This window comes from Streptomyces sp. NPDC006463 (genome assembly GCF_042870715.1).
In the GTDB taxonomy this organism is placed as follows: Bacteria; Actinomycetota; Actinomycetes; order Streptomycetales; family Streptomycetaceae; genus Streptomyces.
Map to the genome: position 1 here is coordinate 492,878 of NZ_JBIAHP010000001.1, position 19,502 is coordinate 512,379.

Annotated in this window: 16 protein-coding genes and 1 pseudogene; 3 read left to right on the top strand and 14 right to left on the bottom strand. The window is 73.4% G+C overall.

Annotated features, from left to right (window positions below):
- From hypF to ACFYOB_RS02480, 12 genes are all read right to left on the bottom strand, one after another.
- Nucleotides 1-2,379 (bottom strand): carbamoyltransferase HypF, encoded by a 2,379-nt coding sequence (gene hypF, locus ACFYOB_RS02425; protein ID WP_388553342.1) that lies wholly within the window; start codon nucleotides 2,377-2,379, stop codon nucleotides 1-3.
- Nucleotides 2,379-3,218, bottom strand: a complete 840-nt coding sequence (gene hypB, locus ACFYOB_RS02430; protein WP_388553344.1) for a hydrogenase nickel incorporation protein HypB — start codon at nucleotides 3,216-3,218, stop codon at nucleotides 2,379-2,381. The genes hypF and hypB overlap by 1 nt, the downstream gene beginning before the upstream one ends.
- Before the next feature lie 3 nt (nucleotides 3,219-3,221).
- The gene (locus ACFYOB_RS02435; RefSeq protein WP_388553347.1) at nucleotides 3,222-3,617 is read right to left on the bottom strand and encodes a hydrogenase maturation nickel metallochaperone HypA; all 396 of its coding nucleotides are present in this window, start codon (nucleotides 3,615-3,617) and stop codon (nucleotides 3,222-3,224) included.
- Between the two features lie 113 nt (nucleotides 3,618-3,730).
- Complete coding sequence (locus ACFYOB_RS02440; protein WP_388553349.1) at nucleotides 3,731-3,835, bottom strand: DUF6893 family small protein; 105 nt, start codon at nucleotides 3,833-3,835, stop codon at nucleotides 3,731-3,733.
- Nucleotides 3,832-4,416, bottom strand: coding sequence for a hydrogenase maturation protease (locus ACFYOB_RS02445; RefSeq protein ID WP_388553351.1), 585 nt, complete (start codon nucleotides 4,414-4,416; stop codon nucleotides 3,832-3,834). Before ACFYOB_RS02445 ends, ACFYOB_RS02440 begins: the two co-directional genes overlap by 4 nt.
- Nucleotides 4,413-5,852 (bottom strand): hypothetical protein, encoded by a 1,440-nt coding sequence (locus ACFYOB_RS02450; RefSeq protein WP_388553353.1) that lies wholly within the window; start codon nucleotides 5,850-5,852, stop codon nucleotides 4,413-4,415. The genes ACFYOB_RS02445 and ACFYOB_RS02450 overlap by 4 nt, the downstream gene beginning before the upstream one ends.
- Nucleotides 5,849-6,547 (bottom strand): DUF6084 family protein, encoded by a 699-nt coding sequence (locus ACFYOB_RS02455; RefSeq protein ID WP_388553355.1) that lies wholly within the window; start codon nucleotides 6,545-6,547, stop codon nucleotides 5,849-5,851. Before ACFYOB_RS02455 ends, ACFYOB_RS02450 begins: the two co-directional genes overlap by 4 nt.
- Nucleotides 6,544-7,194, bottom strand: a complete 651-nt coding sequence (locus ACFYOB_RS02460; protein ID WP_388553357.1) for a DUF5947 family protein — start codon at nucleotides 7,192-7,194, stop codon at nucleotides 6,544-6,546. Before ACFYOB_RS02460 ends, ACFYOB_RS02455 begins: the two co-directional genes overlap by 4 nt.
- Nucleotides 7,191-7,718: a hypothetical protein gene (locus ACFYOB_RS02465; protein ID WP_388553359.1), complete on the bottom strand. Its 528-nt coding sequence runs from the start codon at nucleotides 7,716-7,718 to the stop codon at nucleotides 7,191-7,193. The genes ACFYOB_RS02460 and ACFYOB_RS02465 overlap by 4 nt, the downstream gene beginning before the upstream one ends.
- Nucleotides 7,715-9,499, bottom strand: a complete 1,785-nt coding sequence (locus tag ACFYOB_RS02470; RefSeq protein ID WP_388553361.1) for a nickel-dependent hydrogenase large subunit — start codon at nucleotides 9,497-9,499, stop codon at nucleotides 7,715-7,717. Before ACFYOB_RS02470 ends, ACFYOB_RS02465 begins: the two co-directional genes overlap by 4 nt.
- 63 nt (nucleotides 9,500-9,562) lie before the next feature.
- The gene (locus ACFYOB_RS02475) at nucleotides 9,563-10,618 is read right to left on the bottom strand and encodes a hydrogenase expression protein HypE (RefSeq protein WP_388553363.1); all 1,056 of its coding nucleotides are present in this window, start codon (nucleotides 10,616-10,618) and stop codon (nucleotides 9,563-9,565) included.
- Between the two features lie 73 nt (nucleotides 10,619-10,691).
- Nucleotides 10,692-12,461 carry a hydrogenase maturation protein gene (locus ACFYOB_RS02480; protein ID WP_388553365.1) on the bottom strand — a complete coding sequence of 590 codons (1,770 nt, stop codon included), beginning with the start codon at nucleotides 12,459-12,461 and terminating at the stop codon, nucleotides 10,692-10,694.
- A 280-nt stretch (nucleotides 12,462-12,741) separates the two neighbouring features.
- Between ACFYOB_RS02480 and ACFYOB_RS02485 the strand changes: the two genes are divergently transcribed.
- Nucleotides 12,742-13,341: a TetR/AcrR family transcriptional regulator gene (locus ACFYOB_RS02485; protein WP_388553367.1), complete on the top strand. Its 600-nt coding sequence runs from the start codon at nucleotides 12,742-12,744 to the stop codon at nucleotides 13,339-13,341.
- Nucleotides 13,338-14,648: pseudogene (locus tag ACFYOB_RS02490) on the top strand (MFS transporter); the annotation flags it as partial. The gene ACFYOB_RS02485 and the pseudogene ACFYOB_RS02490, both read left to right, overlap by 4 nt.
- On the opposite strand, the gene ACFYOB_RS02495 reads toward ACFYOB_RS02490, so the two are convergent.
- Nucleotides 14,610-15,521, bottom strand: coding sequence for a LysR substrate-binding domain-containing protein (locus ACFYOB_RS02495; protein ID WP_388553369.1), 912 nt, complete (start codon nucleotides 15,519-15,521; stop codon nucleotides 14,610-14,612). The pseudogene ACFYOB_RS02490 and the gene ACFYOB_RS02495 overlap by 39 nt on opposite strands.
- Nucleotides 15,522-15,703: 182 nt before the next feature.
- Between ACFYOB_RS02495 and ACFYOB_RS02500 the strand changes: the two genes are divergently transcribed.
- Nucleotides 15,704-16,234 (top strand): DUF6817 domain-containing protein, encoded by a 531-nt coding sequence (locus tag ACFYOB_RS02500; RefSeq protein WP_388553371.1) that lies wholly within the window; start codon nucleotides 15,704-15,706, stop codon nucleotides 16,232-16,234.
- Nucleotides 16,235-16,238: 4 nt separating this feature from the next.
- Here the strand turns inward: ACFYOB_RS02500 and ACFYOB_RS02505 are convergent, their stop codons facing one another.
- Nucleotides 16,239-19,460, bottom strand: coding sequence for a TIM-barrel domain-containing protein (locus ACFYOB_RS02505; RefSeq protein WP_388553373.1), 3,222 nt, complete (start codon nucleotides 19,458-19,460; stop codon nucleotides 16,239-16,241).
- Nucleotides 19,461-19,502 lie beyond the last annotated feature (42 nt).

Sequence of the window (19,502 nt, forward strand, 5' to 3'; positions counted from 1 at the left end):
CTAGGGGTGGTGTTCCGTGGGGTGGACCGCTGCCGCCACCATGAGCTGGCCGAGGGACAGTCCGCCGTCGTTCGGCGGGACGCGGGTGTGCCGCAGGACGGTGAAGCCCTGCTCGCGCAGGGTGCGGGCGCACGCCGAGGAGAGCAGGGTGTTGGCGAAGACGCCGCCGCTGAGGGCGACGGTGTCCAGGCCGTGCCGCTCGCGGGCGAGCCCGCAGACCTCGCCGACGAGGGCGGCCACGGAGGCGTGGAAGCGGTGGGCGATCACCGCCGTGGGCACGCCCGCCCGTCCGTCGGCCGCGACGGCGGCGAGCACGGGCGCCGGGTCGGCGGTGACGGGAGCGGCGGGAGCGGCGGCGGTCGCCCCGCCCTCGCCGTCCTCGGGATCGCGCAGGCCGAAGGCGTACGCGCCTCCGGCGGGCGCACCGGAGGCGGCGAGCGCCGCGGACTCCAGCTCGATCGCGGCCTGCGCCTCGTAGCCCGAGCGGTGGCACACACCCGCCAGGGAGGAGACGGCATCGAAGAGCCGTCCCATGCTGGAGGTGGGCACGCAGTTCAGATTGCGCTCCAGCTGCCCGCGCAGTACGCGCAGTTCATCCTGCGGGCAGGCGGCGACACAGGGCAGGTCCGGCGCCCAGTCGATGCCCGCGGCGCGCAGATGGGACAGGGCCATGCGGTACGGGCGGTGCACGGCGGCGTCTGCGCCCGGCAGAGGAACGTAGGCGAGGTGGGCGAAGCGCGTGTACCCGGCGTAGTCGGCCAGGAGGAACTCGCCGCCCCACACCGCACCGTCGTCGCCGTAGCCGGTGCCGTCGAAGGCGACGCCGATGACCTTCCGGCCGGCGCCCCGGCCGTGTTCGGCCATCGCGGACGCGATGTGCGCGTGGTGGTGCTGTACGCGGATGAGCGGCCGGCCGGTGGCGGCACGCCGGGCCCACTGGCCGGAGCGGTAGCCGGGGTGCCGGTCGGCGGCGAGCAGGGCGGGCGTGACGCCGGTGATGGACTCCAGCTGCCGCTCGGCCCGCTCGAAGGCGTACTGGGTGGCGAGGTCGTCCATGTCGCCGATGTGCGCGGACAGCCAGGCCCGGCGCCCTTCGCCGAGGCAGAAGGTGTTCTTCAGGTCTCCTCCGGCGGCGAGGGCCGCCGGGACCGGCAGCGGGAGCGGCACGGGCAGCGGGGCGTGGCCTCGGGAACGCCGCAGGGTCAGCGGCTCGCCGTCGCAGACGCGCACGACCGAGTCGTCGCAGGGCACATGGATCGGGCGGTCGTGCGTGAGCCAGGCGTCGGCCAGGTGGGCGAGCCGGTCCAGGGCCTCGTCGTCGTCGGTGACGATGGGCTCGCCGGAGAGGTTCCCACTGGTCATGACGAGCACGCGGGGGCCCGGCGGGTCGCCGGGCAGGCCGAGCAGCAGGTGGTGCACGGGCGTGTACGGGAGCATGACGCCGAGGTCGGGGCAGCGCGGGGCCACTTTCTCGGCCAAGGCGTCCAGGGCGCGCGGAGCGTCGCCGGCCCGGCGGCGCAGCAGCACGATCGGCCTGACCGCGCCGGTCAGCAGGGCCCGTTCCTCCGGGCCGATGTGGGCGAGGGGCTCGATGTCGGTGAGCTCCCGGGCCATGAGCGCGAACGGCTTGTCCCCGCGGTCCTTGCGGCGGCGCAGCTCCGCCACTGCGTCGGCGTGGGTGGCATCGCAGGCGAGGTGGTAGCCCCCGAGTCCCTTCACCGCGAGGATCGCCCCGTCGGCCAGCAGCCGGCGGGCCCCGGCGACCGGGTCGGCTCCGGTCACCTCGCGGGGCGGGTGTCCCGCCAGGAGTCGCAGCCGGGGCCCGCAGGCCGGGCAGGCGACCGGCTGGGCGTGGAAGCGGCGGTCGGCGGGGTCGGCGTACTCGCGGGCGCAGTCGGGGCACATCGGGAAGCCCGCCATGGTGGTGTGGGCGCGGTCGTAGGGCAGGCCGGTGACGATGGTGAAGCGCGGCCCGCAGTGCGTGCAGGTGATGAACGGGTGGCGGTGGCGGCGGTCGGCCGGATCGGCGAGTTCGGCGAGGCAGTCCGCGCAGGTGGCCACGTCCGGGGAGACCAGGGTGCGGGCGGGGCCGCCGGTCCGGGAGGCGACGATGGTGAACCCGGCGCCGCCGGCCACGGGCACCTCGCAGTGCTCTACGGCGTCCACCACGGCCAGCGGGGGCGCGTCCGCCGCGAGCCGCTCGCAGAACTGCGAGACCGCGTCCGCCGCGCCCTCGACCTCCGCGACGACGCCGTCAGGGGTGTTGGTGACGTGCCCGGCGAGGCCGAGGCCGGTGGCACGGGTGTACACGTACGGGCGGAAGCCGACGCCCTGGACCACGCCCCGGACGATGATCCGGCGGCGCTGGACGGCCTCCATCAGCGGGTCTGCACCACGGGCTGCGGGGTCCCGTGCCGGTGCCCGTGCCCATGCCCGTCGCCGTGATCATGATCGTGCCCGTCGCCATGACCGTGCCCATGCCCATGTCCATGCCCATGTCCATGCCCATCTCCATGTCCATGTGCGTGCGGATCGCGCGCCATGACCGGCGTGTGCGCCGCGGCGCCCGCGCCGACCGCCAGCGCCCGGTCGAGCAGCACGCCCACGCCCTCCCCCGCGCGGGCGGACGTCAGCGCCACTTCCACGCCGGGATTGACGCGCTGGACGTTCGCGCGGAAGGCCGCCTCGTCGAACTCGACGGCCTGCGCGATGTCGGTCTTCGTCACCACCACCAGCTGGGCCAGTCCGAAGGCGGTCGGATACTTCAGCGGCTTGTCCTCGCCCTCGGTGACCGAGGCGAGGACCACGCGCAGGGACTCGCCGAGGTCGTAGGAGGCCGGGCAGACGAGGTTGCCGACGTTCTCCACGAAGAGGATCCGGGTGTCCTCGGGCAGCCACCCGTCCAGGTGCCAGCCGAGCATCCCCGCCTCCAGGTGGCACAGCCCGTCGGTCAGCACCTGCTTGACCGGTACGCCGGAACGGGCCAGGCGTACCGCGTCGTTCTCGGTGGCGAGGTCGGCGGTCAGCGCGGCCACCGGCACCCCCCGCTCCCGGGCGAGCAGCAGTTCGCGCTCCAGCAGCGCGGTCTTCCCGCTGCCCGGGCTGGAGAGCAGGTTGACGACCGCGGTTCCGCGCGCGGTGAGTTCGGCGCGCAGGGTGCCCGCCACCTCGTCGTTCTTGGCGAGCACCGCCTGCCGTAGATCGACCACTCGGCACATGGTTCAGGCCTCCTCGGAGATCGGTTCGCGGGTACGGGCACAGGGCGGGCCGTCCTCCCAGTCCACGCTGACGATCTGCAGCTCACGACCGGAGAGCAGCTCCACGTCCGCGGCCCGCGCACAGCCGGGGCAGCACAGGTCGGGGGGCATGCCGGTCGGCCACTCGCGTGCGCACGCGCCGCAGCGTGCGCGGGCCGCAACCGTCTCGGTGACGAGTCCGGCGCCTTCGAGCACCGTTCCGGCACAGGCCAGTTCGAAACAGAAGGCCAGCGCGTCGGGGACCACTCCCGCCAGCTCCCCGACCTGGAGCCGGACCGTGGTGACGGCGCTGGCGCCGCCGGCCCGGGCCGCCTCTTCCACCTGGCCGACGACGGCCGTGGCGATCGACATCTCGTGCATAGGACTCCGTCCTGCCGGGGCTCATTACACCGGCAGGACGGGGACGGTGCGGTCGGGCACGCCGACGCGCGCCACGCCCCGTACGCCATTCGGGCGCCGGGGCGGGCGCCGACTCACATCCGGACCATGCGCAGGTAGCGCTTGATGTCGGGGAGCAGCTGCGTCAGTACGACGACCGTGACGGCGGCGGTCAGGCCGCCGATGATGGCCTTGCTCACGGGGTACTCCTCAGTTCTCGGGAAGGCATGGCGGTTTCGGATCCCGTCGGGGATCCGGTCGAAGCGACGGTCTCGGTCGCGGTCTCGGTCTCGGTCTCGGTCTCGGCCCGGAGCAATTCCAGGACCATCCGGACGGCGCGCGGCACCGCCGCGGCCACCGGTGCGCTCAGGCCGATGCCCTCCTCGGTCGAGGCGGGTTCGCAGCCGACGACCAGAGTCCGCCGGGGCGGGGTGCTTCCGGTGCCGGCGCACAGGGTGTCCAGGAGCGCGAGGACCGCGTCGGGGGACATGTGGTGGCCGTCGAGGACGGCGCCGCCCGGCGGGGCCGGGCCTTCGGCGTCGGCCTCGATGAGGTAGAGCGTGCCCGGGTCGCCGCCGCGTGCGGTGGCGTCGACCAGGACCAGCGTGTCGTAGCCGTCGAGGAGCTGGTAGGCGAGGTGGACTCCGCGCACGCCGAAGTCCACCACCTCGACGTCGTCCGGGAGCGGGTGCGCGGACAGGCCGCGCACGGCCTCGACGCCGAAGCCGTCGTCGCCGAGGAAGACGTTGCCGATGCCGGCGACCAGCGTTCTGCCGCTCACGCGTCCTCCAGCGGGGTGAGCTCGTCGGGCTGGAAGTAGAGGAACCTGCCCTGCTCGCGGCGGATGTCCGCGCCCGGGTCGTCCTCGACGGTCACGGCGAGGTGCACTCCCCCGTCGACGTCGTGCAGGACCGCCTCGACCCGTGCGGCCATGCCCTGGAGGAACAGGTCCTGGGCGTCGGTGCGGCGCAGGCCCGGGTGGAGGAGGACGCGGCTGCCCACGCCCACCGGTACGCCGTCGATCGTGATCCGGTCGCGGGCCGGGTCGGCGGTGTCGTCCCCGGCCGGGTCCCACCAGGGCGTGTCCGGCCTGAACACCGCCTCCTCGTCGGGGAGTTCCGTGATCAGCCCGGGTGCGTCCGGCGGCGCCGCGCCCGGGTCGGTGATCTCGCGCAGGGCGCGGACCGCTCCGTGCAGGCGCTCCAGCACTTCGGGCGGCATGGAGTCGGCCAGGTCGATCACGGCGGCGGCGCGGTCGTCCGTACCGCGCGCCTCGCGCTTCTCCTGTTCGGTCAGGGCGGCCGTGCGCAGGGCCAGGATCTCGTCGATCTCGGTGGCGTCGTACATGGCGCCGGCGCTCTCGGGGGCGATGGCCGGGTGGTCCTCCAGGATGATCGGAGAGGACAGGACCACGTCGGCGCGCCCGGGTTCGCAGGCCAGTACGGGCCAGGTGTGCCGGTTGACGCAGGAGGCGACCGCGCCCTTGGCCCACTCGGGCGGGTCGGTCATGGACAGGAAGGCACCGGAGTCCAGGCCGAGCAGCAGGTGGGCGGCGACCAGCGAACGGGGCAGCGCGGCGTCGCGGTCGTCCGAACCGGGCTGCGGCGTCCAGGGGCTGGCGTTCTCCACGATCGCCGTGAGCTTGAACACCCGGTAGGGGACCGGAACTTCGGTGGTCCGCAGGCGCACGACACCGACGATCTCCTCGCTGCGCCGCACCAGGCGGCCCACGGTGCGGCCCTGGGCGTCGAGCACGTTCTCGGTGTCCTCGCGGGCGGGCCGGCGGAACGGGAGGGTGATGCCCTCGCCCACCAACTCGGCCGTCGTCGCGGAGAGCTCGACGCGCTCCTCGGTGCCCTCGTCCCAGGGGACGAGGACCCGGTCGTCCAGGTGGAGTTCGCCGACCTCCGTGAAGGTTCCGTCGTCCCGGGCCTGCTGGACGGTGCGGCGCCGGGCGTGCAGGAAGCGCAGCTCCACGGAGAGGCTCGCCTCGCCCCGGGGCTCCATCAGGATCTCGGTCTGCTGGTGCGCGGGCTCGTCGTGGGCCTGTCCCCATTCGGGCGGTACCAGGACGCCGAACTGCCAGCGCAGCCGGTTCTTGGCGGCCGAGGCCCGGTACGGGTAGAGCACGTAGCCCTCGAAGAGGACGGCGTCGGCCACCTGCCGGGCGGTGGCGAAGCGGGAGTCCGCCGCGGCCGTCGTGGCCGTCGTGGTCATGTCGCGGTCCTCTCGGTTACACGGGGCGGTACGGAGCCGAAGCGGACGGGCGGCGGCGGGGGCTCGGCGGGGGTGGCCGCGTCGAGCAGGGCCCGTACGGTCGACTCCCAGGAGGCCAGGGCGTGCCGCGAGCGGAAGGCGAGCAGGTCGGCCATGGTGTCGCGGGGCAGCCGCAGCCAGCCGCAGCCCGGGAAGTGCTGCTCGATCATGTCGCGCCAGACGGTCACGGGCATCCGGTACGAGGCTTCGCGGTCCCAGGGCACGGGCTCGACACGGAAGCCGCCGGCGCCGGTGAAGGCGGTCCCGGAGAACAGCATCAGCAGCGGCGCCTCCCCGTCCTGAAGGGCGTCGAAGTACCGGGTCGCCGCGATGTCCATGTCGTAGGTGCAGGGCACGACCAGGTCGGTCTCGGTCTCCCCGGTGAAGCTGGGAACCATGACGGCGACCTGGGCGAACTGAACGGGCTGCAGGGTGGTGCCCCACCGGGCGCGCTCGCCGAACAGGTCGGCGAGGCCGTCGGCCTCCTTGGGGCCGTAGCTCCGGCGGGCCGGTTCGATGCGGATCTGGCAGCGCAGGGCGAGGGCGTGGACCCGGGCGTCCCCGGCTGCGGTGATCCGCAGCCGGAAGACGAGGGTGGGACCGGCCGCGTAGGGGTCGGCGCGCACGCCGGTGCAGGTGAAGGCGAGGTCCGTCATCGGGCTCCTTCCTCCGCCACGACCCGGGCCCGCCGCTCCACCCGCTCGAAGAAGGCGTCCAGCTCGGCCCGGGCCTCGGCGCCGCCGTCGAAGCCCTGCCACAGCAGCCGCATCCGCCCCACCAGCTCGTAGCAGGCGTCGATCGGCACCAGATGGCAGGTGGTGCGTCCCGCCGAGCGGCGCAGCAGCAGCGCCTCCACGTCGGGCTCGAGCAGCCCGGACAGCCGGCTCGCGCCGAGTACGGATTCCCAGGTCGCGGGGTCGAGTTCGCTCTCGGTGGCTCCGGCCGGGCTCGGGTAGAGGGCGACCAGCCGGTCGAGGGCGGCGTTGCGGAAGAAGAACGCCACGGAGACCGGGATCTGGAGCCGTTCCCAGGCGCCCTCGTCGAGCCGGTGGCCGGGGTCGGCGAGGTAGCGGTCCGGAACGGCCCGGTACAGGCCGGTGGCCGCGCCCGGCCGGTCGAACAGCAGGGCGCAGGCGGTGCAGGCGCAGACCAGCTTCCGCTTCTCGGTCTCCACCAGGTGGCGGTGCCCGTCCTCGGGCACCGCCACCGCGCACAGTTCGCAGCGCTCCGGCCGGGGCGGGCGCGGGCCCGTGAACCGGCGCAGGCCGCGCCGCAGGTCCGTCGCGGCTCCGGGCCCCGTCACGGCACCCGGACCGGGGTGTGCGGCCGGACGCCGATCTGGAGCAGGGGCGGCCCGGGGGCGGCGGCGGGCTCCATCTCCACCCCGGTCACCTCCGGGGCGAAGCAGACCAGGGCGTCCTCCAGCGTCCGCCGGACGGTGTCCGGGCCGCTGCCGCCGCAGCCGCATCCGGTGGCGGCGGCCCGGGGACGCAGCCGCAGCACGCCGGTGGTCTCCTCGAAACCGAGCAGCTCCACGGGGTCGTCGGCGGCGTCCAGGGCGCGCGCGATCCGCGTGTGGACGTCCTCGGGGTGCAGACCGTGCAGCGAGAGCAGGCTCGCGACCAGCTCGTCGTCCAACACCTCTTCGAGCGGGCCGCCGCCGAGCCGCTCGACGATCCTGGCGAGTCCGGCGCCGTAGAAGTCCATGAGCACGCGCACGAGTTCCTCGGCGGCCTCGCAGGCCGCCCGGTCGCCGGTGGCGGCCAGCCGGTCGAGCACCTCCTCGACCCGCTGCCCGGCCAGCCGGGCGTCGACGGCCGCGCTCATCCGCCCAGTCCGCTCAGGCCGGTGGGCACGTGCATCGACTTCACCGTCTTGCCGCCGCCCACGTACATGTGGACTCCGCACGGCAGACAGGGGTCGAAGCTGCGCACGGCGCGCATGATGTCGATCCCCTTGAAGTTCTCCGGGGTGTTCTCCTCGAAGATCGGAGTGTTCTGGACGGCGTCCTCGTACGGTCCGGGCGTGCCGAAGGTGTCGCGGGTGCTGGCGTTCCACGGGGTCGGCGGGTAGGGGTGGTAGTTGGCGATCTTGCCGTCGCGGATCACCATGTGGTGCGAGAGCACGCCCCGTACGGCCTCGGTGAAGCCGACGCCGATGGACTCGTCCGGCACCTCGAACTTCTCCCAGGTCTGGGTGCGTCCGGCGCGGACCTCGGCGAGGCCCTTCTCGGCACAGTGCAGGGCGATGGCGGCGGCGTACGCCTGGAAGTAGGTGCGGGCGCGGTTGCGCTCCAGGGCGTTGCTCCACTGCGGGATCTTCCACTCGAAGCGCGTCTCGGGCTTGGTCATCGTCTTCGGCAGGTTGATGACCACGCTGTTCCCGGTGGCCTTGACGTAGCCGACGTCGACGAGCCCGGACAGGGCCGTGGACCACAGGCGCGCGATGGGGCCGCCGCCGGTGTCGAGCGCGAGGTGGTCCTTGCCGTCGAACCAGCGGGGTGACATCACCCAGCTGTACTTGTCGTCGAAGTTCCGCTTCTGCGGGGCGGGGATGGTGTGCTGGTTCCACGGGTGGCGGGGGTCCACCGGGTTGCCGAGCGGGTCGTGCGTGACGAACTGCTCCTGGCCCGCCCAGTCGTCGTAGTACGAGCTTCCGAGCAGGATGCGGATGCCGAGGTTGATCTCGGTGAGGTCGTTGGTGACCAGCTTGCCGTCGACGACCACGCCCGGGGTGACGAACATCTTCCGGCCCCAGTCGGACATGTTGGCGTACGTGAAGTCGCAGTACTCGGGGTCGTTGAGAGCGCCCCAGCAGCCGAGCAGCACGCGGCGCCGCCCCACCTCCTCGTACCCCGGCAGGGCCTCGTAGAAGAAGTCGAAGAGGTCGTCGTGGAGCGGCACCACCTTCTTCATGAACTCCACGTAGCGCATCAGGCGGCTCATGTAGTCCGTGAACAGCTGGACGGAGGCGATGGTGCCGACGCCGCCCGGGTAGAGCGTGGAGGGGTGCACGTGGCGGCCCTCCATCAGGCAGAACATCTCCCGGGTGTAGCGGCTGACCTGGAGGGCCTCGCGGTAGAACTCGCCCTCGATGGGGTTGAGGGAGCGCATGATGTCGGCGATGGTCCGGTAGCCGTGGTCGCCGGCGTGCGGGGCCTCGGTGCGCTCGGCGAGCTCCAGGACTCCGGGGTTGGTCTCGCGGACCATCTTCTCGCAGTAGTCGACCCCGACCAGGTTCTCCTGGAAGATGTTGTGGTCGAACATGTACTCCGCCGACTCGCCCAGGTTGATGATCCACTCGGCGAGGTGGGGCGGCTTCACCCCGTAGGCCATGTTCTGCGTGTACACGGAGCAGGTGGCGTGGTTGTCGCCGCAGATCCCGCAGATGCGGCTGGTGATGAAGTGCGCGTCGCGGGGGTCCTTGCCGCGCATGAAGACGCTGTAGCCGCGGAAGACCGACGAGGTGCTGTAGCACTCGGCGACCCGCTTCTGCTTGAAGTCGATCTTCGTGTGGATCCCGAGGCTGCCCACGATCCGGGTGATCGGATCCCAGGCCATCTCCACCAGGCCGCTGCCGTCACCGGCCGCCTTCGTCTTCGGTGCCATCGTGTCTGCCGTGACCCTTCTTCTGTACGGAGTTCGTGAGCGAGGTGAGGACCTGCGGATCCGTCACCAGGGCGGGCGGTAGCCCGTGGTCAGCCTCTGTCCGGTGCGGCGCCACTTGGGCTCCTGGTCCACCGTGTGCGCGGTGATCGAGCGGAGTCTGCGGATGACGGCCCCGTACGCTCCGCTGGCCTTGCTCGACACCTTGGCGCCGGGGGGCTCGTCCATGAAGGGCATGAACTTGTCGGGGAAGCCCGGCATCGTGCAGGCGATGCAGATGCCGCCGACGTTGGGGCAGCCGCCGATGCCGTTCATCCAGCCGCGCTTGGGCACGTTGCACTTGACGACGGGACCCCAGCAGCCGAGTTTGACCAGGCACTCGGGCGAGTCGTAGGTCTTGGCGAACTGGCCCTGCTCGTAGTAGCCGGCACGGTCGCAGCCCTCGTGGACGGTGGCGCCGAACAGCCAGGTCGGGCGCAGCTTGTCGTCGAGCGGGATCATCGGGGCCGAACCCGCCGCCTGGTAGAGCAGGTAGGTCAGGGTCTCGGAGAAGTTGTCCGGCTGGATCGGGCAGCCCGGCACGCACACGATCGGGATGCCGGCCTTGGAGGTCCAGTTCCAGCCCAGGTAGTCGGGCACGCCCATGGCGCCGGTGGGGTTGCCCTCCATGGCGTGGATGCCGCCGTACGTGGCGCAGGTGCCGATGGCGACGACGGCGAGGGCCTTGGGGGCGAGCCGGTCGATCCACTCGCTGGTGGTGATGGGCTGGCCGGTCTCCGGGTCGTCGCCGAAACCGCACCAGTAGCCCTCGGGCTTGATCGTCTCGTTGGGGATCGAGCCCTCGACGACCAGCACGAACGGGTCGATCTCGCCCCGCTCGCCCTTGAAGAACCACTCGATGAACGTGTCCGCGCCGCCGACCGGGCCGCACTCAAAGTCGATCAGGGGCCAGTGCACCGCGATCTTGGGCAGTCCGGGCAGTGCGCCCGTCACGATCTCTTCGATGCTTGGCTGCATCGCCGCCGTCAGGGCGACGGAGTCGCCGTCGCAGCTCAGTCCCGCGTTGATCCAGAGGATGTGGATCGGAGGGTCTTCCACGGGGGCCGACGTCGCTGGATCCATATGGATGCCTCCTTGGGGAGGGGCTCGGGGCGGTCTACGGGGCGAGGCGGCGTTTGCGGCCTCGTCTTTCTTGCTAACAGCCGACGGCTCCAGGTGCCGCGTCTTGTGCGGCCAGTCCAGTGAAAGGGCGCTGCCGGGAGGGCAGCGGGGTGGTGTGCCGCCCCGCCGCGGGGCGGCACAGATGGGGCGGTGTCGCGGTCGCCTGCTCCTTGCGTACGAAGGCGCGGCGCAGGGCGTGGTAGGGGGCGTCCGGGTCGAAGAAGGTCTCCCGCATCAGGGCCAGCTCGGCCTCCCGGTAGGCGGCCAGGGGCTTCTCGGCCTCGTCACGGTCGCGGTGCGCCTTCTTCCCGGCGATCCGGGAGGCGGTCGCGGGCAGGGCGGCCAGACGGGCCGCGAGCCGCGCCGTCTCCGCGGCGAAAGCCTGGGGCGTGCACCGGACCGTACGGTCGACCAGCCCGAGCCGGTGCGCGGCCTCGGCGCTCAGCGGCAGGGCCTCGGAGGTGAGGCGGTCCGCGACGCCGGTGCCGACGCGGCGCGGCAGGGTGTAGGTCCAGTACTCGGAGCCGGGCAGCCCCATCAGGCGGTAGTGCGGGTTGAGCACCACGCCGGAGCGGCACCAGACCTCGTCGGCGGCGAGGGCGAGGACGGCGCCTCCGGCGGCCGCGTTGCCGCCGAGGGCGCAGACGACGAGCCGGTCGGTGGTGGTGAGCACGGCCTCGACCAGGTCGTCCATGGCGTTGATGTTGGCCCAGGACTCCTCGGCCGGGTCGGCGGCCGCCTCGATGACGCCGAGGTGGATGCCGTTGGAGAAGAAGTCCCGTCCGCCGCTGAGGACGAGGACGGTGGTGGGGCGGGTGCAGGCGATCCGGTAGGCGTTCAGCAGGCGCCGGCAGTGGGCGGTGCTCATGGCGCCGCCGGGGAAGGAGAAGGTCAGGAAGCCGGTCTGGCCCTCTTCCCGGTAGCCGATGTCGGACCAGGTGCGCCGGCGCGGGTCGGTGTGGAGCGGGGCGGGGTGTTCCCGCAGCGCCGGCAGCCGGTCGGCGAGCGCCACGGTGGCGGGCAGTTTGGGGGCGGCGGGTCCGCCCGGGGCGCGCGGGGCCCGGAGTTCGGGGATCCAGACGGCGCCGTCGGCGGTGGCCCGGCAGATCGCGCCCGCCCGGGTGGCCAGCAGTTCCCCGGGGCGGCCGCGCAGGCGGTCCTCGGCGTGGCCGCCGTGCAGGAACCACTCGGCGCCGAGCAGTTCGTCCCGTACGCCGGGCTGTGAGTCGGCGGCGCGCAGGGCGCGCAGGACGCGCTCGGTGGAGTCCGCCTCCCAGTCGATCCGGCGGTGCTCCTGGCGCAGGGCGGGGCGCGGATGTCCGGCGGCCTGCGGTGTGGGGGTGTAGGTGCCGGAGGCGAAGCGGTCGACGGCGAGGTGTACGGCCTCCAGCGCCGCGTCGGCGATCTCACCGCGGTAGAGGTCGCTCTTGCCCACCGGCGGTACGGGGCATTCGACGTGGGCCCAGACGGCGCCGGCGTCCAGCTCCGCCTCGGCCTGCAGGACGGTGACGCCCCATCGGGTCACCTGTTCGTGGATGGCCCAGTCGAGCGAGGAGGGGCCGCGGTCGCCGACCGGTCCGGGGTGGACGATCAGGCAGGTGTGCGCGGCCCACACCTCCTCGGGGATGGCGGTGCGCAGCATCGGCGCGAGGACGAGGTCGGGCCGGTGGCGGCGGACGGCGTCGGCGAGCGGGACGTCGGGCAGGGCGAGTTCGACGGCCACGCTGTGGCCGCGGTCCCGCAGCTCGGCGTGGACCCGCTGGGTGAGGCTGTTGAACGCGCTCGCGACGAGCAGGACGTGCACGTGATCTCCCAGCGGCGGACCGGAGCCGCGACGCCTGGGCGCCCCGGCTGATCGTGACCGGACGGGATCTCGAAATCGTCATGACCGGCCGCCTGAGATGGTCGGATACGCCGACGGGGCCGCGCCCGACGCCGAGCGGCGGTGTCACACGAAAGCGGCCCTGGCGGGGGCCACTCGGCCGCAGTGCGGCGTCCCGGAGGCCAACGCCCGGACGCCGCAGTTCCTGACTCTCCGCCGACGGCGAGTAGACACTGTCTACCAACCTTGGTAGACAGTGTCTATGACACAGAGCCAGGAGGGCCCGCTCCGCGAGCGGTTGATCGACGTCGGCGTGGACCTCGTACTGACCGAAGGGGGTTCCGCGCTGGGGCTCCGCGAGATCGCCCGCCGGGCCGGGGTCTCCCACGGGGCGCCGCGCCGGTATTTCCCCACCCACCAGGCGCTGCTGTCGGCCATCGCCCGGCGCGGGTTCGCCGACCTCGGCGCCCGGTTCGCGGCCGCGAGCGCCGGGGCCGCGTCGCCGCGCGAGCGGGTGCGTGCTCTGGGGGGCGCGTACGTGGGCTACGCGCTGGAGCACCGCGGCATGTTCGAGCTGATGTTCCGGCACGAGCTGCTGGACAGCACCGGCCAGGAGCCCGCGGGCGGACCACGACTGCGGGAAACGACGCTGCCGCTGTTCGAGCTGCTCACCACCCTGGTCTCCCGGTGCGGGGCGGACGACCCCGAGGTCACCGCCGCCGCACTGTGGGCCAACCTGCACGGTGTGGCGCAGCTGTGGGCGTGGGGCAGCCTGCCGCTCGTCCTGCCCGCCGCGACGGTGGACCGGATCGTCGACGCCGCCCTCGACGCGCACCTCCGTCCGGCTCCGGAGTCCTCGTGAGGCGGCGCCTGGCGCTGGCCGTCAGCGTCTCGGGGGCCGTGATCGTCGCCCTGGACGGCACGGTGCTGACGGTGGCGCAGCCGAGCCTGCGGCGTGGTCTCGGGGCGGGCGTGGCCGAGGTCCAGTGGACCAGCACGGCCTATCTGCTGGCCGTGGCCGCCTTCCTGGTCGTCGCCGGGCGGCTCGGCGACCGGTACGGGCACCAGCGGCTGCTGCTCACCGGAGTCCTCGGATTCGCCGCGGCCTCGGCGGGCATCGCCTTCGCGCCCGGCGTGGGCTGGGTGATCGCACTGCGCGCCGTGCAGGGCGTGTTCGGGGCGCTGCTCCAGCCCGCGACGCTGGCGCTGCTGCGGCTCGCGTACCCGCCCGACCGGCTGGCCACGCCGATCGCGGTGCGGACCGGCGCGATCGGGCTCGCCGCGGCGGCCGGTCCGCTGCTCGGGGGTGCACTGGTCGCGCAGTGGGGGTGGCGGGCCGTGTTCGCGGTCAACGTGCCGCTCGCGCTGGCCATCGCCGTGCTGACGCTCGCCGTACGGGCGCCGGCGCCGCCGCGCGCGGAGCCCGGGCGGCTCGAACTCACCGGCGCGGCCCTGCTGGCGGCGGCTCTCGCCGTCTTCGTGCACGCGCTGGTCGGTGTGCCCGCGCACGGCTGGGCCGGTACGCCGACGCTGCTCGGGTTCGGCGGCTCCGCAGTGCTCGGGGTCCTGTTCCTGCGCCGCGAGCGGCGCGCCGCGCTGCCCCTCGTACCGCCCGCCGTGGCCCGGTCGCGGCCGGTGGCAGCCTCGATGGCGCTGCTGCTCGCCGTCTCCGCCGGGCTGTTCGGCGCACTGTTCACGGCGACGTTCCGGCTCCAGGACGTTGAGGGGCTGGACCCCCTCGCCACCGGGCTGCGGGTGCTGCCGCTGACCGCGCTGATGGTCGCGGGGGCGCCGGTGGCGGGCCTGGCGTCGCGCCGGTACGGGCCGCGGCCCACCGCGCTGACCGGCACTGCGCTGGTCGTGCTCGGCATCGCGGTGCTCGGCGCCGCGCCCGCCTCGGCGCTCGGCTTCGCGCTGCTCGGCGCCGGGTTCACCACCGTAATGGTCACCGCCACCGGGACCGTGGTCGGGGAGGCCCCGGCCGGGTACGCGGGTGTGGTCGGCGGGCTCAAGCAGACGGCCGTGAACATCGGCCCGGCCCTCGGGATCGCCGTCGCCGCGGGCGCGGGGGTGACGGACTCCTCGCCGACGGCCCTGGCCCTGCTGGCCGCCGCAGGGCTGCTGCCGGCCTCACTGCTGCCCGGCCGCGGCGCGGGCCGTACAGCTGCGGGCGACCTCGTCCGCGAAGCCGCGGGCCAGCGGGGCGAGGGCGGCCCAGCGGCGGACCGCCCAGCCGACCTTGAGGGGCGCCAGGCCGGGGACGGGGACCAGGCGCAGCGGTCCGTCGGTGCCGGGAACCCGCCAGCCGGGCAGCGCGGGTACGACGGCGTGGCCCAGGCCTAGTTCGGCGAGCAGCAGGGCGGTGTCCCAGTCGGCGACGCTGGTGTCCGAGCGCACCCGGATGCCGGATTCCGCGAAGGCGGCGTCCAGGTGCGCGCGGGAGGCGGAGTTCTCCGGCAGCCGGATGTGGCGGATTCCGGCGAGGTCGGCGGGGTCGATCCGGGCGCGGGCGGCGAGGGGGTCGTCGGCGCCGACCGCGAGCACCCAGGGCAGTGCCATGACGGGACGCTGCTCGATGCCGCGGACCGGGGCGCCGATGGTGATCCAGGCGAGGTCGAGGTCGTCGGCGGCGAGGGCGTCGAAGCAGCTGCGGCTGGAGTTCTCCGTCTGGAACTCCAGGCTCACTTCGGGGTGGCGGCGGCGGAAGGTGACGACCGCCTCGGACATGAAGTGCCGCACGGTGGTCGCGCCGGTGGTGACGCGCACCGAGCCGCCTCCTCCCCGTACGAGGTCGTCCAGGCGGCGCAGGGCGCCGTCGAGGCCGGAGATGCCGTCGGCGGCGGCCGCCTGGAGGATGCGGCCGGCCTCGGTGGGCACGACCCCGCGGGCGTGGCGCTCCAGGAGGCTCGCGCCGGTCTGCTTCTCCAGGCGGCGGACGTGCTGGCTGACGGCCGACTGGGTGCGGCCGAGGTCGCGGGCGACGGCGCTGAGGCTGCCGGCGCGGCACACGGCCACGAACACGCGGAGATCGTCGAGGGTCATGAGATCCAAGGTATCGCTTGGATGTGGGGAGCAAATCGGTGGATTGACTTGGGTCTTGAGTTGGATCACGATCGGTGCAGGGCCCGGGCGGCAACCCGTCCCCGCCGTCGCCACGGTCCGGACCCCAGGCGACGGCGGGGACGGGTGCCGACCCACCACCACCCCCCGAAGGGACGTGCCCCGTGCCGGACGAAGCCGTCGCATGGCTGCGGGAGCTCGGCGCCGAGCGCGTCGCGCATCCCGGCGGAACCCTCCTGGCCCACCTGGGACGGGTACGGGAGCTGCTCGCCGCCTGGGGAGCGCGGCCCGCGCTCCAACAGGCCGGCCTGTGCCACGCGTTCTACGGAACGGACGGCTTCGCCACCGCCCTGCTGCCGGTCACCCGGCGGGCCGAACTGGCCGCGGTCATCGGCGCCGAGGCGGAGGCCATCGTGTACTTCTACGCCTCTTTCGACCGGGCGGTGTCCTATCCGGTGCTCGGCGAGGAGAAGGCCGCCGTACGGGACCGGTTCACCGGCCTCGCCCACTCCCCCGCCCCACGGTTGCGCCGGGACTTCGCCGAGCTGTCCGCCGCCAACGAGCTCGATCTCGCGCGGACCGACCCCGCCTTCCGGGAGGCACGGGGCGGCGAACTGCTCTCCCTCTTCGGCCGGTTCCGGGGTCTGCTGAGCGAGCCGGCCTGGCGGGAGTGCCAGGCCGTGCTCGGCGGGTGAGCGGTCAGGGAGTGAAGGTCCAGCGCTGGGCCGGGGTGTTGTCGCAGGCGGCGCGGGTGAGGACGGTGCCGTTGGCGGTGGCGGAACCGGCCGGGGTGAGGCATTGGCCGGCGTTGCGCAGGCTGCTCTGGGGACCCGCCTGCCAGGACTGGCCGGCGCTGCCGTCGCAGGTCCGGATGCTCACGCGTGAGGCGTTCGCGGCGTCCAGGCAGACGCCTCCGAGGCCGGTGAGGCGGCCGTCGGGCTGGAGGGTCCAGCGTTGGTTGGGGCCGCCGTGGCAGGTGTAGAGGGTGGGTTCGGTGCCCGGAGTGGTGGCGCTGTGCGGCAGGTCCACGCAGCTCGCGGAGGCGGCGTTGACGAGGGTGGCGTCGGCCGGGAACGGGGCCGGGCGGCCGGTGAGGGTGATCTCGGCGGCGCTGGTCCACGGGCCGCGGGCGCCGGCCTCGGTGAGTGCCTTCAGGCGCAGGTAGCGGCCGCTCTTCACGGACAGGGCGGCGGTCTTGGCCGCGGCGGTGTCGGCGAAGGTGCCGCTCGCCACGGGTGAGCCCCAGTCGGCGGTGGTGTCGGAGACGTAGACCTCGTACGCGCCGATGCGGCCGTTGACCCCGCCGTCCTGGCGGGGAAGGTAGCCGAGGCCGTCCACCGCGTAGCGGGCCCCGAGGTCGATCTGGATCTCGTGCGGGAGCGGGGCGGGCTTCGCGGACGACCACGCGGTGTGCCACAGGGTGGCCGGGTTCCCGTCGAAGGCGTTGGTGGCGGCCCCGTTCTCGGCGCTGATCTCCTGGCTGTCCGCCGAGACCAGGGACCAGCCCGACTGGGCGATGGGGGCGGAGGCGGGCAGGGCGCCGGCCGGCGGGATGCTGGTGCCGGTGGCCGAGACGCTGAACGCGCCAGCCTTCGTACCCGTCTTGACCCACAGGACACCGGAGCGGTCGGAGGGGTCGAAGAACCAGCCGGACGCGGCCGCGTCATAGGCGGACTTGGAGGTCAGACGCGCCAGTGCGGCTCCGTCGGCGGTGAGACCGGTGGGCTCGGAGGCCACGTGGAGGGTGAACTCGTAGCCGCGGGAGGCCGGTTTGCCGGTGTAGCTGCCGGTGGGGGCCCCGACGGAGACGGTGACGGTGCCGGATCCCGCCGCCGGGGCGGTGACGTCCACCTGCTGGCGGGCGTAGGCCCCGGACTGGTAGGCGCGGGTGCGGCCGTCGTCCTCGTAGAGGCTGAAGGAGGAGTTGCCGCGCGGGTGGATGTCGTAGGTGAGGGTGGAGACCGGCTTCTCACCGGTGTAGTTCATCTGCGGCCACATCGGCACGATCGCGCCGCCCTTGACGAAGAGGGGCAGCGTGTCGAGCGGGGCCCGGTAGCCGTTCAGCCAGCCCGGACCCGCGTACGTACGGCCCGTCCAGTAGTCCGTCCAGGTGCCGGCGGGGAGGTAGATCCCGTCCCGGACGTCGGTGTCGGAGACGACGGGTGCGACCAGGAGGGAGTCCCCGGCCATGAACTGGCCGCTGGTGAGGTTCCCGCGGGTCACCGGGTCGTCGGGGTATTCGAGGACCATCGCACGGGTGCTGGGTACGCCGGTCTCGTTGGCGGTCTTGCTCATCGTGTAGAGGTACGGCATCAGCCGCATCTTGAGCTGGAGGTACTTGCGGTTGATGGAGAGGTACGGCTCGGCGAAGCGCCAGGGCTGCTTGTCCTGGTAGCCGGCGGCCGGGTTGACCGCCCCCCAGCCGGACATGGTCATGAAGGCGGGGGTGAAGGCCTTCCACTGGAGGTCCCGGGTGTACGTCTTGGGGCTGCCGCCGAAGATGCCGTCGACGTCGCCGGAGGCGTAGTTGATGCCGGACAGGCCCGCGCCGGCGATGGCGGGGACGTGCCAGCGCATGTCGTCCCAGGTGCCGTAGGTGTCGCCGGTCCACACGACGGCGTTGCGCTGGGTACCGGCCCAGCCGTCGACGGTCCAGACGTAGCGCCGGGCGTCGGAGTTCTTCTCGATGCCGTCGACGGCCTGCTGCACTCCGCTGAAGGCGTACTTGTAGCCGCTGCCGATCCAGGCCACGTCCGTCTTCACACCGCGGCTCCCGGCCGTGCCCACCTCGTCGGCGATGGAGCCGAGGCCGGTGGAGGTCCACAGACCGGTCTGGAAGCCCTTGGCCTTCAGCGCGTCCACCGTCGACTTGAGGGGCGCGGTGTAGCCGCAGCCGTAGCCGTCGTTGGGCAGGAACCAGCCCGAGGGCATGTCGGCGGCGCGCGCGTCGGCCGCGTACCCGGCGACGTCGGGGGTGGTCTGGTGGCGCGCGCGGTTGTGGTCACCCTGGTAGTCGGGGTTGGAGGCGTTGAAACAGTCGGCATTGCCCAGCTCGAAGCCCCACATCGGGGCCATGAACGGCTTGCCGCTGACGTCGGTGTACGCGTCGAGCACCGATTTGAGGGAGTCACCGGTGAAGTACCAGGCGTCGAAGCGCTTCTCGTCGTGCGTCAGGGCGGTGGGGGAGCCGAAGGCGTAGGAACCCGGGGCCCACGTGTTGCGCATGACGCCGTACCCGTTGGTCGACATGTAGAAGGGGGCGGGACTGGCGTTGGTGTTCTCGCGCCACTTGTTGTCGACCGCGACGGGGACGGTCTTGCCGCGCAGCGCCCATTCGCCCAGGCGCAGGCCGGTGCCGTAGAACTGCTCGTCCGCGCCCCGGGCCAGGTACTGGGTGGTCTGGCTGCCGGTCCAGCTGGTGGGCTGGGTCTCCTGCCAGACAGGGGTGGTGTCGTCGGCCCGGTAGACGGAGAACCGGAGGGGCGACTTGTTGACCCGGATGGACAGGGCTGCGGTGGTGATCCGGTAGTAGGTGCCCGCGTCGGCCCAGTTCGCCGTGACGGAGCCGAAGTCGGTGGTGGGGGCGAGGTCGCTGCTGGCGGGGTCGTTGGTGAAGGCGCCGTCGGGCGAGAGCCAGAGCCGGAAGATGTCGGCGCGGGCGACGACCACCCGGGCTTTGGCTCCGCTGGAGGCGGTGACCGTGAAGGTGTTCCCGGCCTGGCTGAAGCCGGTGACGCTGCCCGCCGTGGCCGCGGGCGCGGCGGGGGACGCGGCGGCGGGTGGGGCGGCCGGTCCGGCGGCGGCCAGGCCACCGGCGGCGAGGGCGGCGGCGAGCAGGGCGGCGGGGGTGCGCCGCCGCCGGGGAGTGCGGGCCGGGCGGCCCTCGCGCCCTGGGGTCCTGCGGTTGCCTGGCAGTCTCATGGGGCAGCTCCTCGTGCGGTCCGGATTCGCGGACACACCTCT